The organism is Shuttleworthella sp., from assembly GCF_057251025.1.
This window is the reverse complement of record NZ_DBHIDN010000003.1, coordinates 1-16,742: the sequence shown is the minus strand read 5'-3', so window position 1 is coordinate 16,742 and position 16,742 is coordinate 1. Positions and strand designations below refer to the sequence as shown.

The 16,742-nt window shown below is 56.8% G+C and carries 12 protein-coding genes and 1 tRNA gene; 12 read left to right on the top strand and 1 reads right to left on the bottom strand.

Annotated features, from left to right (window positions below; translation table 11 throughout):
* Positions 1-62 precede the first annotated feature (62 nt).
* From aroD to ACO5R6_RS01200, 9 genes are all read left to right on the top strand, one after another.
* Positions 63-845, top strand: coding sequence for a type I 3-dehydroquinate dehydratase (gene aroD, locus ACO5R6_RS01240; protein ID WP_485625361.1), 783 nt, complete (start codon positions 63-65; stop codon positions 843-845).
* The gene (locus ACO5R6_RS01235) at positions 838-1,365 is read left to right on the top strand and encodes a shikimate kinase (RefSeq protein ID WP_485625360.1); all 528 of its coding nucleotides are present in this window, start codon (positions 838-840) and stop codon (positions 1,363-1,365) included. Before aroD ends, ACO5R6_RS01235 begins: the two co-directional genes overlap by 8 nt.
* A gap of 103 nt (positions 1,366-1,468) precedes the next feature.
* Positions 1,469-1,542: transfer RNA gene (locus tag ACO5R6_RS01230), tRNA-Arg, on the top strand.
* Positions 1,543-1,786: 244 nt separating this feature from the next.
* Positions 1,787-2,710 carry a YesL family protein gene (locus tag ACO5R6_RS01225; RefSeq protein ID WP_485625359.1) on the top strand — a complete coding sequence of 308 codons (924 nt, stop codon included), beginning with the start codon at positions 1,787-1,789 and terminating at the stop codon, positions 2,708-2,710.
* Between the two features lie 32 nt (positions 2,711-2,742).
* Complete coding sequence (locus ACO5R6_RS01220) at positions 2,743-3,552, top strand: pseudouridine synthase (RefSeq protein WP_485625358.1); 810 nt, start codon at positions 2,743-2,745, stop codon at positions 3,550-3,552.
* 49 nt (positions 3,553-3,601) lie between these two features.
* The gene (gene ligA / locus ACO5R6_RS01215; protein WP_485625357.1) at positions 3,602-5,617 is read left to right on the top strand and encodes an NAD-dependent DNA ligase LigA; all 2,016 of its coding nucleotides are present in this window, start codon (positions 3,602-3,604) and stop codon (positions 5,615-5,617) included.
* 51 nt (positions 5,618-5,668) lie between these two features.
* A complete protein-coding gene (locus ACO5R6_RS01210; RefSeq protein ID WP_485625356.1) occupies positions 5,669-6,637 on the top strand; it encodes a homoserine O-succinyltransferase in 969 nt (322 codons plus the stop codon).
* A gap of 4 nt (positions 6,638-6,641) precedes the next feature.
* Positions 6,642-10,202 (top strand): PD-(D/E)XK nuclease family protein, encoded by a 3,561-nt coding sequence (locus ACO5R6_RS01205; protein ID WP_485625355.1) that lies wholly within the window; start codon positions 6,642-6,644, stop codon positions 10,200-10,202.
* Positions 10,203-14,108 carry a UvrD-helicase domain-containing protein gene (locus tag ACO5R6_RS01200; protein ID WP_485625354.1) on the top strand — a complete coding sequence of 1,302 codons (3,906 nt, stop codon included), beginning with the start codon at positions 10,203-10,205 and terminating at the stop codon, positions 14,106-14,108.
* Here the strand turns inward: ACO5R6_RS01200 and ACO5R6_RS01195 are convergent.
* Positions 14,077-14,826: a helix-turn-helix transcriptional regulator gene (locus ACO5R6_RS01195; RefSeq protein ID WP_485625353.1), complete on the bottom strand. Its 750-nt coding sequence runs from the start codon at positions 14,824-14,826 to the stop codon at positions 14,077-14,079. The two genes, ACO5R6_RS01200 and ACO5R6_RS01195, sit on opposite strands and share 32 nt — an antisense overlap.
* Before the next feature lie 234 nt (positions 14,827-15,060).
* On the opposite strand from ACO5R6_RS01195, the gene ACO5R6_RS01190 reads away from it, so the two are divergent.
* Genes ACO5R6_RS01190 through ACO5R6_RS01180 form a run of 3 tightly spaced genes read left to right on the top strand, consistent with a single transcriptional unit; the run spans position 15,061 to position 16,645 of the window.
* Positions 15,061-15,327, top strand: coding sequence for a glyoxalase (locus ACO5R6_RS01190; RefSeq protein WP_485625352.1), 267 nt, complete (start codon positions 15,061-15,063; stop codon positions 15,325-15,327).
* Between the two features lie 60 nt (positions 15,328-15,387).
* On the top strand, positions 15,388-16,044 hold the full coding sequence (locus ACO5R6_RS01185) for a YoaK family protein (protein WP_485625351.1): 657 nt from the start codon (positions 15,388-15,390) through the stop codon (positions 16,042-16,044).
* Positions 16,031-16,645: a M48 family metallopeptidase gene (locus tag ACO5R6_RS01180; protein WP_485625350.1), complete on the top strand. Its 615-nt coding sequence runs from the start codon at positions 16,031-16,033 to the stop codon at positions 16,643-16,645. The genes ACO5R6_RS01185 and ACO5R6_RS01180 overlap by 14 nt, the downstream gene beginning before the upstream one ends.
* Positions 16,646-16,742 lie beyond the last annotated feature (97 nt).

Genomic DNA, 16,742 nt, shown 5'->3' with positions numbered 1-16,742 from the left:
GTGCAGAGGCAATGAGGCCTCCAGACAGGGGGGGAGCGGCTTGTGGCTTGGGAGAGAAAAATATGAGTAAAGAGCTTGTGATCAAGGACATCCGTCTCGGAAGCGGAGTCCCCATAATCTGCGTTCCGATCACCGCATCCGATCCGGAGGCAGTCCTGGCGGAGGCCGGGCGCCTGGTGGAGGCCGGAATCAAAATGATCGAGTGGCGCCTGGATTATCTCAAGGACTGCACGAATACCAATGTAATCCGCCAGCTGCTCATGGACTTAAAGCCGGTCTGTGAAAAAACGATCCTCCTTGTCACCCTGCGCACCTCCGGTCAGGGGGGAAGAGCAAGGATTGACGAGAAGACCTTCGTCAAAACCCTGATGGCGGTCGCGAATTCACATGCGGCTGACCTGATTGACGTGGACTACTTCTTTAAAAAAGAGGGCGAGGGAGACCTGGTCGCCTCCCTGCAGAGGGAGGGCGTCAAGGTGATCGCAAGTCAGCACGATTTCCGCAAGACCCCCTCAGCCATGGAGATGATCTCTAACTTGCTGACCATGGAGGAGAGCGGGGCGGACCTGGTCAAAATCGCCGTCATGCCTCACAGCAGGGAGGATGTCCTCCGTCTTCTGGACGCCTCCACCAGCTTCACGGAGTATTCCGAGACGCCCTTGATTGCCATGGCTATGGGACATCTGGGGATCATTTCCCGTGTGGGAGGCGAACTCTTCGGCTCCTGTGTGACTTTTGCCGCAATGGGGACCGCCTCGGCGCCGGGACAGCTTCCGGTCGCGGATGTGAGGGAGGTCATGGAGATATTGCACCGCCATTTCAAGCCGGAGGGGGAAGATGATTAAGAACCTCTACCTGATCGGCTTCATGGGGGTCGGCAAATCGACGATTGCCCGTGCTCTGCGCAAGCGGATCGGCTGGGAACTGGTGGATACAGACGCTCTGATTGTAAGAGACCAGGGGATGCCGGTGACAGAGATTTTCGCGCAGAAGGGAGAGGAGGAATTCCGCCGGATTGAGACCGAGACCCTGGTCAGGATCTCTGAGAAAGAGCGTCAGATTATCTCCTGCGGCGGCGGCATCCCCATGAGAGATGAGAACATCCGCATCATGAAGGAGAACGGGATCTGCATCCTCCTGACAGCTTCTCCCTATGTCATCCTAAAGCGGGTCGAGAAGAAGAACACCAGGCCGCTTCTGGAGGGCAAAAAGACCATCCGGGACATCTCAAGTCTTGTGAAAATGCGGATGCCATACTACGAGAAGGCCTGTGACGAGCGGGTTTCCGTCAATCACCGGACGGTTCGGATGGTGGTAGAGGAGATTGTCCGCCGACTGAAAAAGCGGGGCTATGAGGAAGAGTAAAGCTGCTGCCAAGGTCTGAAATCGGGAAATCGGGAGTTTAGGCATTGGCAATTGACTTTATGCAGCCCTAGCGTTACTATAGTCAAGTCTCTTTGAGACAATTGTAGGCGTAGCGTAGCTGGATAACGCATCGGACTCCGACTCCGAAGATCGCTGGTTCGAATCCAGTCGTCTACACTGATAGGAAAAGGGTTATTGATAAATTCATCGAGGCCGGTCGCCATACACCGCACTTGCGTCATGGACGCAGCGGAGGAAAGGGCGGCCGGCCTCATCTTGTGCCCTTGTGCGAAGACAAGCTCTCGAACCGGTCCGGGAGGCAGATGCGAGGGGGCCGGCCGGGCCGACAGGAACTGCTACAAGATAGGGTAAAATCTGTTAGAATAGACCTGTCGTTGATAACTATATCCGGGAGTTATTTATGGGGATCTTTGCACCGGAGGGAAAGCTGATGACTTCCCTCAATCGTTATGTCGATGTCTTCTTTATCAATCTTCTGGCTCTTGCGGTCAGTCTGCCCATTATCACGGCGGGGGCTGCCATAACGGCCAAGTACTATGTGTCCATGAAGATCGTTCAGGGGCATGATGTGAAGTTGATTCGGGGCTTTTTTCACTCTTTCAAGGAGAATTTCAAGCAGGCAACCTTGATCTGGATTCCCAGCCTGGCCCTCTTTGCCCTTTTGACATTTGACTTTCTGGCGGCGGGCCGCCTTCTGACCGGCTGGCCCATGCGGGGCCTGCAGGCCTCAAGTCTTCTGATCGCCGTCTTCTTGTTCGGTTGTCTTCTGTTCGGTTTTCCCATGCTGGCGCGATTTGAAGTGACCAATCGCAATTGGATCAAGAACTCTCTTGCCATGGTGGGACTCCACTTTCCGACAAGCCTCTTATGCCTGGCCCTCTTTGCGGCCCCCTTTCTCTTGACCTATTACCTGCCCCAGTTCGCTGTAGTGGCAATGCTGATTCCGACCTTCCTGACGCTCTTTGTCGCAGACCGCTGTGTGGCCTTCTTCAAGCCCTTGCTGCCGAAAGACTATGTGGACCCGGCAGCACCTGTCCCGGACCGGTTCTCAGAGGAGAGCGAGGACATGGCCCGTATGCGGGAGGAATCCGAGATGCGCTGGCCGCCTGTAGCCGGCATAGGCAAGGTCTATCGGGGAGAGGAGGAAGCTGTAGCTGATGCCGGCGGACATTCATCCCGGGTTTCTGAGGACCGGCAGGACCTGGTCAGGGCAGGCGCGGAGGATGAGGCTGACCTGGCCAGGGCCTTAGAGAGCCCCGAGGCTAAGAAGATCGCGGACAAGGAGCGAAAGTGGGGAGACCCGCATGACTTCCTTTCGTCTTGAAATTCACAGGTCGGACAGAGGAGGTGGCACCGATGCCAAGAAAAGGTCCTATAGCATCCCTTGCCGGAAAGAATGGGTCTGCCGATCCCGAATCCCGGCAGACAGACCTTGAGCCGGAGGGCGAGCGCCTGAATAAGTTCCTTTCCAATGCCGGGGTCTGCTCCAGGAGAGAAGGGGACCGGCTCATTGCGGCCGGTCAGGTCACGGTGGACGGCAAGCCTGCCCGGGTCGGACAGAGGGTCTTGCCGGGCCAGGAGGTCGCGGTCCAGGGGACAGTGATCGGGGGCAAAGAGGAGGAGGTCATCCTCCTCTTTCACAAGCCAAGAGGCATTGTCTGTACGACGCAGAAGCGGGAGAAGAAGAATATTGTTGACTTCATCGCCTATCCGAGCCGCATCTATCCCGTCGGCCGGCTGGATAAGGAGTCCCGTGGACTGATCCTCATGACCAACCGGGGCGGTATTGTAAACCGCATGATGCGGGCCAAAAATCGGCACGAGAAAGAATATCGGGTGACGGTAGACCGGCCTATGGATCAGACATTCCTGAGGAAGATGGAGGAGGGGGTCTTCCTGGAAGAGCTTGGAGTGACAACCCGGCCCTGCCGGCTGCGCCGGCTGGGAGATCAGGAGTTCTCAATCGTCCTGACCCAAGGGCTCAACCGGCAGATCCGTCGGATGTGCCAAGCACTGGGATATCGGGTTATGGACCTGGTTCGTGTTCGGATTATGAACCTGTATCTGGATGGGATCAGAGAGGGAGAGTATCGGCATATCACAGAAAAAGAGAGGGAGGATCTGGAGAAACTCTTATCCGCTCCCCCAACGATCGGCCGGCAGTAACCGGCAATCCAAAGCGATCAACGAGATAAAAGCAAGGAGAGACGGACCTATGACCTTTGAGAAATACCGGGCATTGATCGACGAGATCAACCACCATATGGATCTCTACTATAATCAGGACCAGCCGGAGATCTCCGATTATGAATATGACAGGCTGATGCAGGAACTCAAGGCCGCAGAAGCAGACCATCCCGACTGGGTGAGGGCGGATTCCCCCAGTCAGAAGATCGGCGGGAGCGCCAGGCGGGAGGCCGGCCTTAAGGTCAAGCACAATGTGCCCATGCTCTCGATTGAAGATGTATTTGACTATCCGTCGGTTGTCGACTGGGTTCATCGGGTGCAGGACCTGCATCCGGATGCGATCTTCTCTGTAGAGCAGAAGATCGACGGTCTTTCGATGACCCTTCGCTATCGGGACGGCAGGCTAATCCTGGCGGAGACCCGCGGCGACGGCCGGACCGGAGATGATGTCACGCAAAATGCCCGGGCCATTCCCCAGGTCCCTCAAAGGCTTCCCATTGCGGATCCCTATCTGGAATTGCGGGGGGAGGTCTATATGACCCGGGACCGGTTCGAGGCCTACAACGCCAAACAGGAGAGGCAGGAGAAGCCCCCGGCGGCCAATCCGAGGAATCTGGCGGCAGGCACCTTAAAACAGCTGAATGCCGGGATCACGGCGGAGCGCGGCCTGGCCCTCTTTATCTTCAATGTCCAGGCGGGAGAGCCTGACTTCATGTCAAGTCAGTTGGACAACCTGGACCGGCTGGCCCGGATGGGAGTTCCCGTGACTTACCATAAGAGGGCGGTTAATGCCGAGGAAGTGATCGGGGCCATCAAGGAGATCGGCCGGATGCGGGGACAGCTGGCCTACGACATCGATGGGGCCGTGGTCAAGATCGACCAGATCGCCTACCGGGCGGATTTCCCCGCCGGGGCCAAGTACTCTGCCGGCCATATCGCCTATAAGTACCCACCCGAAGAGCGGGTGGTCGAGATGGACCGGATTCTGGTCGATGTGGGAAGAACCGGTAAGCTGACCTTCACGGGTCAGTTTCACGATGTAGAGACGGGAGGACCGGCTCAGCTCTGCGGGACGTCCGTCTCCAGAGCAACCCTGCACAATCAGGATTATATCTGTCAGATGAAAATCGGGATCGGGGGCCACTATCGACTCTTTAAGTCCGGGGAGATCATTCCCAAGCTGAATGGCTGTGTGAAAGAGCCGCAGGATGTCTTTCAGGCACCCGACCGGTGTCCGGTCTGCGGGGAGGAACTGGAGCAAGAGGAGAATACGGCGGATATCCGCTGCGTCAATCCATCCTGCCCGGCCCAGCTCTCCCGCACCATCGCCTACTTCGCAGGCAGATCCTGCATGGATATCGCGGGACTGGGGCAGACTTTGGTTGATGCTCTCTGCAGGGAGAAGATGGAGGGGAAAAAGAGGGCCTATCTGACTTCTTACCTGGATATCTACCGGCTGAGAGACCACAGGGACGAGCTGATCTGCCGGGGGATCCTCGGCAAGGAGAAGAACACGGACAAGATTCTCGCCGCCATTGAGGAGTCCAAGTCCAGGAGCCCGGTCTGCCTGCTGGCAGGACTTGGGATAAGAAATGTCGGGACGTCGACAGCCGCCGCCCTCATGGCTTCCTATCCGGACCTGATGGACCTCATGGGGGCAAGCTATGAGGACCTGCAGAAGATTCCGGACATCGGAGAGGCAACGGCGGCTGAGATCGTACGCTTCTTCTCGCATGAAGATAAGAGGAAGATGATGGAGGAGTTCTCCTCCCTGGGTCTTAACATGGTCATGCCCCGGGAGGACAAGACCGATGCCCTTGCGGGCCTGGCCTTTGTTGTCACGGGGACCCTTCCCAACCTGAGCCGGTCTGAGGCCAAGGCCCTGATTGAGAAGAACGGAGGCGAATGCAGAACATCCGTCTCCGGCAAGACCAGTTATCTTGTAGCCGGAGAGGCGGCTGGATCTAAGCTGGACAAGGCAAAGAGCCTTGGAATCCCTGTCATCGACGAGGCGGGTCTGCTCGCCCTCATTGGGGAGAACTAGGCTCCCGGTTTTGGACCGGGCGAACACATGAGTTCCAGAAAGGATAGATCCATGCCAATTCGCACACAGAATGATCTTCCGGCTAAGAGGAAGCTGGAGCGTGAAAATATCTTCGTAGTCGATGAGGATCGGGCCCTGCACCAGGATATTCGACCGATTGAGATCTGCATCTTGAATCTGATGCCCCTCAAAGAGGACACAGAACTGGACATCCTGCGCAGTATGTCCAATACCCCCCTGCAGGTGAATGTGGCCTTTCTTACAACGGCAAGCCATAGGGCAAGCCACGTATCCAAGTCCCACCTGAACAATTTCTATCTGCACTTTGACGATATCAGGGACCAGAATTTCGACGGTTTTCTCATCACCGGCGCGCCTGTGGAGATGAAGGACTTCGAGGAGGTGGACTACTGGGAGGAGCTATGCTCCATCATGGAGTGGACCAAGACTCATGTGACATCCACCCTGCATGTATGCTGGGGCGCGCAGGCGGGAGTCTATTATCACTACGGAATCAAGAAGTACGAGCTTAACAGGAAGCTGTCAGGAGTTTATCCGCAGCATGTGGAAAACCGCAAGGTCCCCCTGGTCAGAGGTTTTGACGACCTCTTTATGGCTCCGGTATCCCGCTGGACGGAATGTCATTCGGATGAAATACGCGCCTGCCGGGACCTGGTTGTCGTGTCCGATTCCAAGGAGGCTGGAATCCTTCTGTGCATGACCAAGGCCGGTAAGCAGATCTTCGACTTCGGCCATCTGGAATATGACCGTATGACCCTGGACCGGGAATACAAGCGGGATATAAGAAACGGCCTGCAGCCGGAGATGCCGGTCAACTACTATCCGGACAACGATCCCTCGAGACGGCCCCTCTTGCAGTGGAGAAGCCATGCCAATGCCCTCTACAGCAACTGGCTCAATTACTATGTCTATCAGATGACACCCTATGACTTCATCGACGCCAACAAGGTCCTTCCGCAGGCGTCGCAGCGACTGACAGACCTGGTCAAGGAGGACTGAGTCAATGGCACTTCGCATGATCATCGGCGGCTCCGGAAGCGGGAAATCCACATATTTGTTCCATCAGATTTTAGGTCTAGCGGCAGAGGAGCCAGGGCGTCGCTTCCTTCTTCTCGTGCCGGAGCAGTTCACCATGGCAGCGCAGAGGGAACTGGTCAAGAGATCCCCCAAGAAGGCCATCATGAATGTGGATGTGCTCTCCTTCAACCGGCTGGCCTATCGGATCTTCGAGGAGACAGGGACCAGACTCAATGACGTGCTTGAGGATGCGGGAAAGAACCTCCTTCTGCGCAGGGTGGCCCAGGAACATGAGGACGAGCTGACTGTCTTAAGGGGCAATGTCCGCCGGCCCGGCTCGATCGATGAGATCAAGTCTCTTCTGACCGAGATGGAGCAGTATCGGATCGGACCGGAGGAATTTGCAGACCTGGCTGAACTGCCGGAGATGAGCAGGGCCTTTCAGAGGAAGGCCCGGGACCTCTCGGTGATCTACCGGGCATTCCGGCAGGAGATCGAGGGCCGCTATATCACGGCGGAGGAGGTCTTGGACCGTCTGGTTCAAGTCATGGATCGGTCCTCCATGATCCGGGACGCGGTGATCGCTTTCGACGGGTTCACGGGGTTTACCCCCATTCAGAAACAGGTCCTGGCCAAGATGATGAGGCTGGCCTCTTCGATCTTGGTGACGATGACCATGGACCCCGGAGAAAGGATCAGCGGCAGGCACTTGGACTATGAGCTCTTCGCCATGACCAAGGCGATGGGGGAGGACCTCCTGCGCCTGTCCCGGGAAGCAGACTGCCGGATCGAGGAGCCGGTCTATTGCAGGGAGGAGCACCGTTTTGCCGGATCTCCCATGCTGGCCCACCTGGAGGCCAATCTCTTTCGCCCAAAGAGCAAGGCCTATATGGCCAAAGAGGAAGAGGCCAAAGAGGAAGAGGCCAAAGGAGAAGAGGTCAAAGGAGAAGATAGAACCGGATATGTGCAGTCCCAGATCCGGCTGGGAAGGGCGGCCAATTTCCGGGATGAGCTGGCATTTGCCGGGGAGGAGATCAAGAAGAAGATCCGTCAGGAGAAGGGGCAGTATCGGGACTTCGCCATTGTGTGCGCCAATCTGCCTGACTACGCCGACTATGTCGCTCTGACCTTTCAGAAGATGGATCTGCCCTATTATCTGGATCAGAACCAGGAGGTCCTCTTTCATCCCCTCTTTGAGTTCATCCTGTCCTCGCTTGCGGTTCTGATTGAGGATTTCAGTGAGGAGAGTCTGGTTCACCAGCTGCGAAGCGGTCTGTCAGATATGGCGGGAGAGGATGTGGATCTCTTGGAGCGCTATATTCACGCGAGACAGATCCGCGGATTTGCGCGCTACCGCCGTCCTTTCGGGGGCATGGCCGGAAAGCTGAGCAGAGACCGGGCGCTTCGGCTGGAGGAACTGCGAAGAGAGATCGTCTCTGATCTGGCCGATTTTCGGGAGCAGATGTGCTCCAAAGAGGCTAGCAGCCGGGATCGGGCCATCGCCCTCTATCGCTATCTGGAAGGCCACAGGGTGGAGGACCGGCTGGAGGCGAAGGCCGATGCCTGTCAAGCAGCCGGGGACGAAATCGCAGCCAGTGTTCACAGACGCGTCTTTGGGCTTGCCATGGGGGTCTTAGAGAAGATGTCTGACCTCCTGGGGGAGGAGAAGATGCCTCTTGCCGACTTCGCGCAGCTTCTGGAGGCCGGATTTGCCTCCATCTCTGTTCCCACGGTTCCGCCCAGTCTGGATGCGGTTGTTGTCGGTGATCTGGAGCGGACCCGCCTGGAGAACATCAAGACTCTGTATGTCCTGGGGGTCTCAGACGCCGCTGTTCCAAAGGCGGCAGAAGGGGGCGGCCTCTTCTCACAGGCAGACCGGGAGAAGCTCAGGGCCAGGCAGATTGAGCTCGCGCCCGGAGATCGGGAGAGGGCTTTCATGCAGAGGTTCTATCTCTATCTGGCTCTGACCAAGCCCTCAGACCAGCTGGTGATCACCTATGCTCGCCTGAGCAGGGACGGCAGCGCCCTGCGGGAGTCTTACCTGATCAGCCTGATTCGGAAACTCTTCCCGGGCCTCAGGGTTGAGAATCTGGAGGAGCGGGAGGACCGGCAGAGGCTTGCGACAGCTCCCCTGGCCCTTGACTACCTGCCGGACGCCTTGCGCGGGATGCGCGAGCAGACCTCCTCTGACCGGGAGCGGCAGCTGGCCTGTGCGGTCTACCGGGAACTGGCAGAGGATGAGACCTTTGCCGGCCGGGCCCGGATGATCTTCGAGACGGTTTTCGGCCAGCCGGGTCAAGTCAGACTGTCTCAAGAAATTGTGCGCGCTGTGACCGGAGATCTGATCTGCGGATCTGTCAGTCGGCTGGAGCAGTATGTCCGGTGCGCCTACGCGTACTACCTGCGTTACGGACTCCTTCTGCAGGATCAGGAGGAGCCGGACATGGATGACCTGGATATGGGAAACTTCTATCATCGGACACTGGAACTCTATTCAAAGGACTTGAAGGAAGAGGGCCTGTCCTGGCAGGAGATCTCGGACCGGGACTCGGATGCGGTCTTGGAGAGGGCTTTCGACAGGGCCTTAGAAGAGATGGAGAGGGCTGATTTTCTGGAGAGACGGCGACAGGAACATGTGATCTTGCGGATGAAGACCGTCTTAAGGCGGACAATCTGGGCCCTTCGCCAGCAGGCGGCCCGGGGAGACTTTGTGCCGGAGGATTTTGAGATGGCCTTCGGCCCCAAGGATCGGCTGGCCTCCATGAATTTCCGGCTGAGAGAGGGAGACCGGATGCAGCTTCGCGGCAAGATTGACCGGGTGGACTGCCTGCGGACAGACGGGGGAGTCTATGTCAAGTTGACGGATTATAAGTCGGGCAGCAGGGAGATAGACCTGACCCGCCTCTATCATGGCTTGCAGATTCAGCTGATTCTCTATATGACAGCGGCTCTTGAGAAGCTGGGCAGGGATGGAAGAAAGGTACATCCGGCCGGCCTCTTCTACTTTCATGTGGATGAGCCCTGGATCAAGAGTAAGGAGGGGGCAGGAGAGGAGGAAATCCGGGAGGAACAGCTCGCCGCCCATCAGCTAAGAGGCCTCTATAACTGCGAGGATCTGGTGGTCAATGCCCTGGATCGGAGTCTGGCCGAACCGAATTCGGAGGCCTCTCGGGTCATCAGCGCCAAGCGCAAGAAGGACGGAAGCCTGGCGGCAAGCCGAGACGCTCTGACAGAAGAAGATCTGCGGCTTCTCGGGGATTATGTCCATGGCAAAATAGAAGAGACAGGCCGTCATATCCTGGGAGGCAGGATAGAAAAAGATCCCTACCAGCTCGGGGGAGAGAATGGCTGTCAGTACTGCGGATTTCGACCGATCTGCGGCTTTGAGAACGGCCTGAGGGGGATGCACTTTCACCGGATGATCAATTACAAGAGCAGCCAGGTTCTGGACCTGATCCGGGAGAAGATGGAGGACAAGGCGCAGGACGAGATGCAGGACGAGATGCAGGACGAGATGCAGGACAAGATGCAGGAGAAGGAGTCATAGATGTCCGAGGAAAAGTGGACGCCGGAGCAGCGTCAGGTGATCCGAAGCAGGGACAGAGATCTTCTGGTCTCTGCTGCCGCAGGAAGCGGCAAGACAGCGGTCCTTGTCGAGCGCATCATTCGCATGTTGACAGACCGGGATCAACCCATGGATGTGGACCGGCTTCTGGTCGTCACCTTCACCAGGGCAGCAGCCCATGAGATGAAGGAGAAGATTCGGAGGGCCATTGACGCAGAGGTCCTGGCGGCCAGGACCATAGTCAATCCGACGGCCGAGCAGAGAGTCCTGCTCTCTCATTTGGAGCGACAGCTGACCCTGGTTCACTCTGCCAAGATTATGACGATTGACGCCTTCTGCGCCAATCTCGTCCGCAATCACTACAATGAGATCGATCTGGAGCCGGACTTTCGGATTGCAGAAGAGGGGGAGGTCCGGCTGATCGCCCAGGAGGTTATGGATCAGCTCATGGATGACCATTACGAGGCCGAAGATCAGGCCTTCTTAGACCTGGTCGACCTCTATTCCAGGCGGGGCAAGGATGACCGGATTACAGATATGATCCGGGACATTTACACGGCTGCCAGCGCAGATCCCTGGCCCATGGACTGGATGGACCGGTCTTATGACCTCTATCGGATCAAGAGCCCTGAGGACATGATGAAAATGCCCTGGATCCAAGGGATTGCCGAGAGAATCAAGAAGCAGGCGGCGGCATGTGAAGAGCTTCTGAATGAGGCCATGCGGCTGAGCCGGCTCCCCGGGGGCCCCTCCTACCAGGACGTGCTTGCGACAGACCTGACTTACTGCAAGAGCATAGGTCAGGCAAAGGACTTGGGTCAGATTGCGGACGTCCTGTCCGGGATTGCGTGGGAGCGGCTTCCGAGCAAGAGAAAGGGCGTGGACGAGGAACTCAAAGAGAGGGCCAAGGAACTTAGGGACCAGTCCAAGAAGGTCATGGACAAGCTGCGGGAGGAGTACGGCAGAGACCCGGCGGCGGAGGGGGAGAAAATCTCCCGCATGGCCCCCTATCTCAGCAGCTTGCTGGACTTGAGCCGGGAGTATGCGTCCTCCTTCGAGGCGCGTAAGAGAGAGAAGAATGTGGTGGATTTTGCGGACCTGGAGCACTATGCCCTTAGAATCCTGCGAGATCCTGCCGATCCGTCGCATCCGATGACGGAGACGGCGGAGGAACTCTGCCGGCAGTATGCGGAAGTGATGATTGATGAGTATCAGGATTCCAATGAGCTCCAGGAGGCAATTCTCTCCGCGGTCGCCGGGAGAGACCTGGGTGAGCATAAGACCTTCATGGTAGGAGATATCAAACAGAGCATCTACTCCTTTCGCCAGGCTAAGCCGGACCTCTTTAACAGCAAGCTCAAGTCCTATGAGAAAGTCCCGGAAGATAGTACAGACCGGGTTAAGAGGCAGAGAATCGACCTGTCCAGGAATTTCAGGAGCAGAAAAGAGATCTTAGACTTCGTCAATGACTTCTTCTATCGCGTGATGCAGGAGGACCTGGGAGGCGTGGCCTACCATGAGGATGTTGCCCTCTATCCGGGAGCGGCATATCCGGCTGCTGATGCGGGAGACCGGACTGCTGCGGAGCCGGCGGGGGAAGATCCCTACCGGGTGGAAATTCTGCTCTGTGACCGGGAGGAGGAGACGGCGGAGGCCGCCGGTCTTGAAGACAAGGATGAGCTTGAGGCCAGGATGGTTGGAGAGCGGATCCTCAGGCTGATGCGAGAGCAGAGGGTGGTCAAGGAGGATCATAAGGGAGAGGAGACATCTCCGCTTCGCAAGCTGCGCTACCAGGATATTGTGATCCTGCTGCGAAGCCCCGGCTCCTGCGGACAGGCCTATGTGGACCAGCTCATGAAAATGGGGATTCCGGCCCATATGACTTCCAATAAGGGATACTTCGATACGGTGGAGGTCTCACGTTTTCTGGCCCTTCTCTCCCTTTTGAACAATCGTCAGGATGACAAGTGTCTGGCCGCCGTTATGTTGTCTCATGTCTTCGGAGACCCCTTTACGGAGGATGACCTCTATCTGATTCGGTCCGCCTTCCCCAGAATTCTGCTCCGAGGGTCAGGGGTCGGGGAGCCGGACATCTGCCGCAATGCGTCTCTCTGGGAGTCGTTTCAGGCCATGCTTGACTACAGCCGGGGAAGACCGGAAGAGCCGGGGATGCCGAGCGAAACAGGGGAGGTCCTTCGCCTTCGCAAGCGGCTGACTGCAGACAGGTCCCTGATACAAAAGGCCATTGATTTCGACACACGTCTGAACGCAGTGCGGACCCGTCTTCCCTATACGCCCATTCACCGGCTGATTGAGGAGCTTCTGGAGGAAACCGCCTATTTGAACTATGTGACCGGCCTGCCGGCGGGCCGGATCCGGCGAGCCAACCTGCTCAAACTGGTCGATGAGGCCATTAAATTCGAGCGGTCTTCTTATCGGGGTCTCTATCGTTTCATGAACTACATTCAGAAGCTCAGGACCTATGATGTCGACCTGTCGGCGGCCGAGCTGATCGGGGAGGAGGATGACGCCGTCCGGATCAGCAGCATTCACAAGAGCAAGGGACTCCAGTACCCGGTTGTCTTCGTCTCCGGCCTGGGACATAAGTTCAATATGAAAGACAGCAGAGGGGATATGCTGATCGACGCAGATCTTGGCATCTCTCTTCGGACCAGGGATCCCATCAGGAGGACAGAGGCAGACAACCTCTTGCACCGGGCGGTGAGCGATCGAATCATTGAGAATTCCCTGGCGGAGGAGATGCGGGTCCTCTATGTCGCCTTGACCAGGGCCAAGGAGAAGTTGATTCTGAGCGCAAGTGGCAAAGGCCTGCAGGAATGGCTGAAGCCGGAAGCCTGGAAAGAGTGCAGGGAAGATAGCTATGTCCTGCCCTACCAGAAGCGGCTTGGGGCAAAGATGTACCTGGACTGGATTCTTCCGGCCCTGGCCTCTTATGGAGGGACTTACAGAGATCAGATTTACTTCTATGCGGCGGAGAAGGAGGAGCATCCCACGGCAGGAGAGCCGGACCTGAGCCTGTCTGCCTGCGAACCGATCATGGAGTCCGATGACAGCCTGCGACAGTCGCTGCATCAGATCTTTGCCTATCGCTATCCCTATGAGGAAAATCTGAATTACAAGAGCAAGTATTCTGTCTCTGAGATCAAGCATGCCTCCATGCAAAGGACTCTGGGGGATGAGCAGGCCCAGGAGGTCTTTTGCCCGGATCCAAAGGAAAGATCGGTCCCGGACTTCATGCGAAATGACAAGAGCAAGGCCAAGCAGGAGAAGGCAGGCGGGGCAGCCGGCTCCGGGGCCTTGCGGGGAACGGCGATGCACCGTCTGATGGAGTGCTATGACTTTACGAGAGAAGACTACGCCCACTCTTTGCGAGAACAAATCATACAGATGCGGTCCGATGGCAGGCTGAGGGAAGAGGAGGCCGACCGGATCCTGCCGGATCGGATTCAGAATTTCCTGGAGAGTCGGATGGCGGCCCGTATTCACAGGGCGGCTCTCGCAGGCAAATTGTACCGGGAGCAGCCCTTTACCATGGGCTTTAGGCCATCGGAGATGGCTGAAATCCTGGGAGATGATAGACAGGGAGAAGAGGGAGAGGATGCTCCCGGGAGTGATCCGCAGGAGGACCTGGTTCTGGTGCAGGGAATCATTGATCTCTTCTTCATCGAGGACGGGAAGATCGTGCTGGTCGATTATAAGACAGACCGGGTGAAGAGCAAGCAGGAATTGTTGGATCGGTATAAGGCTCAGCTCCTGCTCTATGAGGAGGCGATTCGCAGGGCTATGTCCACGGACCGGCGGCCCCTGGTCAGGGGTCAGACGGTCATGTACTCCTTCATGCTAGAGGACCTGGTTGAAGTTCGATGAAGGGGCAGCAAGCCTCTGCAGCCGGAAGATGACCGCTTCTTCGAAGGGCAGACGGAGTCATGCCGGTGTAGCTTCGGAACTGAGCGTTGAAAAAGGACCGGGACCGGTAGCCGACCGCCCGGCAGATAGCTGTAATACTGAGGTCCGATTGAAGGATCAGGTGTATGGCGTGTTCCATTCGCACCCTGAGGATATAAGCTGACAGAGTCAGACCGACTTCTTCCCGGAATTTGGAGGACAGATAGGAGGCGGTATAGCCCATCTTGCCCGCGAGGACGGCGGCGCTGATGTTTCGGTCGTAGTGGAGCCGGATATAATCCATGCAGAAGCGGACGGGAGGGGACAGGACACAAGCCTGACGGCACTGCCGGAGCCTGCGGATGAAATCATCCAGCATTTGGTCGAAGACCTCATCGAGCCTGCGGATATCTCCGGCGTCTGCAAAGGCCTCTTGGTAGCGGTTCGCGAGGGCGAGGACGGTCTCCTCAGGCAGGCCGCCCCTTCTGGCCGCCCGGCAGGATAGAAGCAGAAGAGATTGGGCCAGGCAGATCCATAGGAGGATCACTTCCCGGGATCCCTCGGCAGGAGGATGGACGGAGGGGAGGAGAGCAGATAGTTTGGCCCGGTAGTCGCTGTCGCAGGATTCGATCAGGCTTGCAATCTGCTCTTGAATAGCAAAGCCACTGGATTGCGGAATTCTTGAGAGAGAAAAGGACATAGGGTAAGCCCCCTGATAAGTGAGGGCGCATATAAGCGCCTGAGTATGAGAGAAGAGATTTGTTTGAGTGAGTCGATCTATAAGTTAGATATACAATAGCAGATGCCGGATCAAATGTAAAAGCGGTGTAAAAGCGGACCCATTGAATTGCGCTGACAGGAGAAGATGCCCTATAATATTAGGAAATACAAGCGAAGCATGGTATGCGTGAGCGGTTTTAACAAGGAAGAAGTAATGAGTATGAATGCTTACGATGACGAGGTTCTGGAAGCCTTTCTTGCCAATCAGCTGCAGCTCTTTCCGGAGCCGGTTGCGGAGAATCTTGAAGAAGCGGATGAATTCCTGGAGGAGGTCTGTGCGCTAGTGGCCGCGTCCAAACAGGAGGCCCTTGCGTATCTGGCTGACAATATGGATGTCAGCGATCCGCAGCTTAAGGATCTGGAGGATATTCCGGAGGTCTTCGCGGTCGGAGACGGCAGATTCCTTATCGTGGAAGGGTGAGAGATGTCAAAGAGCGGTCGCAGGAATCAAATCAAGAGACGGCTGACGAGGAGAGAACAGATGTCAGAGGCATTTATTCTGGCAGCTTTTCTAGCCTTCTCCGGAGGATTTCAGGACGCCTACACCTACATGCTCAGGGATCACGTCTTCTCCAATGCGGAGACCGGCAACATCGTTCTTATGTTCTCGCATCTGATGCGGGGAGATTTGGCCCGGGCGATCAGCTATCTGTTCCCGATCCTGGCATTTGCCCTGGGGGTCTTCCTGGCCGACCAGGTGCAGCACCGCTATAAGTACGCGAGAAAGATTCACTGGAGGCAGGCAATTCTGCTCCTTGAAATCGGAATCCTATTCGCAGTCGGTTTCATGCCGGAAGGCCCGGTCAACATGTTGGCCAGCTCGTTTGTCAGCTTCTCCTGTGCCATGCAGGTGCAGTCCTTTCGCAAGGTGGCCGGGCATGCCTATGCCTCAACCATGTGCATCGGCAATCTGAGGTCGGGAATTACAGCCGTCTCGGCCTACCTGCACGACAGGAAGACCCAGCAGCTGGAACAGGCCTCTTATTATTTCGCGGTGATCCTTATTTTTGGATTGGGGGCCGGAGTCGGAGGGAACTGTTCCCTCCTCCTGGGCGTAAAGTCCATATGGATTTGCTGCCTGCTTCTGATGGTGGCTCTTGGCTTGATGTCTTTGGATGCGGAGCATGTGGTGGAATAAGAGAAAGCAAAGCGCAAGGCCGGTGGATGTCATTCGAACTCATCGCAAGAGCCTTGCGATCGAGGTCCGTGAGAACGGAGATATCCTGGTGCGGGCGCCCATGGAGATCCCCGATCGGGGAATCCTGCGCTTTGTCAGAGAGCATGAGGATTGGATTGAGAGGAAGTCCGGGCAGGCCAGACAGGACCGGATGCAATTCGAGGAGAAGTGCCGGGCACTGGGGCTTGCTGCTTCCTACAGTGAGGAGGAGCTCAAGGACCTGACCGGAAAAGCGCAAAAGCTGCTCCGAAAGAAGGCTGCCTCCTATGCCGAGATGATGGGAACGGATTACCATCGCATTGCGATCCGGCGGCAGAGAAGTCGCTGGGGCTCCTGTTCCTCCAAGGGCAATCTCAATTTCAACTGCCTGCTCATGCTCTGCCCGGATCGGGTGCAGGACTATGTGGTGGTGCACGAGCTGGCCCATCGCTTTGAGATGAATCACTCCCAGGCCTTCTGGAAGATTGTGGAGGACTACTGCCCGGACTATCGCAAGAGCCGGGCCTGGCTCAAAGAGCACGGAAGAGACCTGATCAGACGGTTGCCGGACAGGAGTCGCTAGTGGGGATTCCCTTGGCCGGGCGAGACAGAAGACATACATGAAGAGTTATAGGACAAAACGTGTTGATGAAAACCCCTTTAAAGCCTTGTAAATAGAG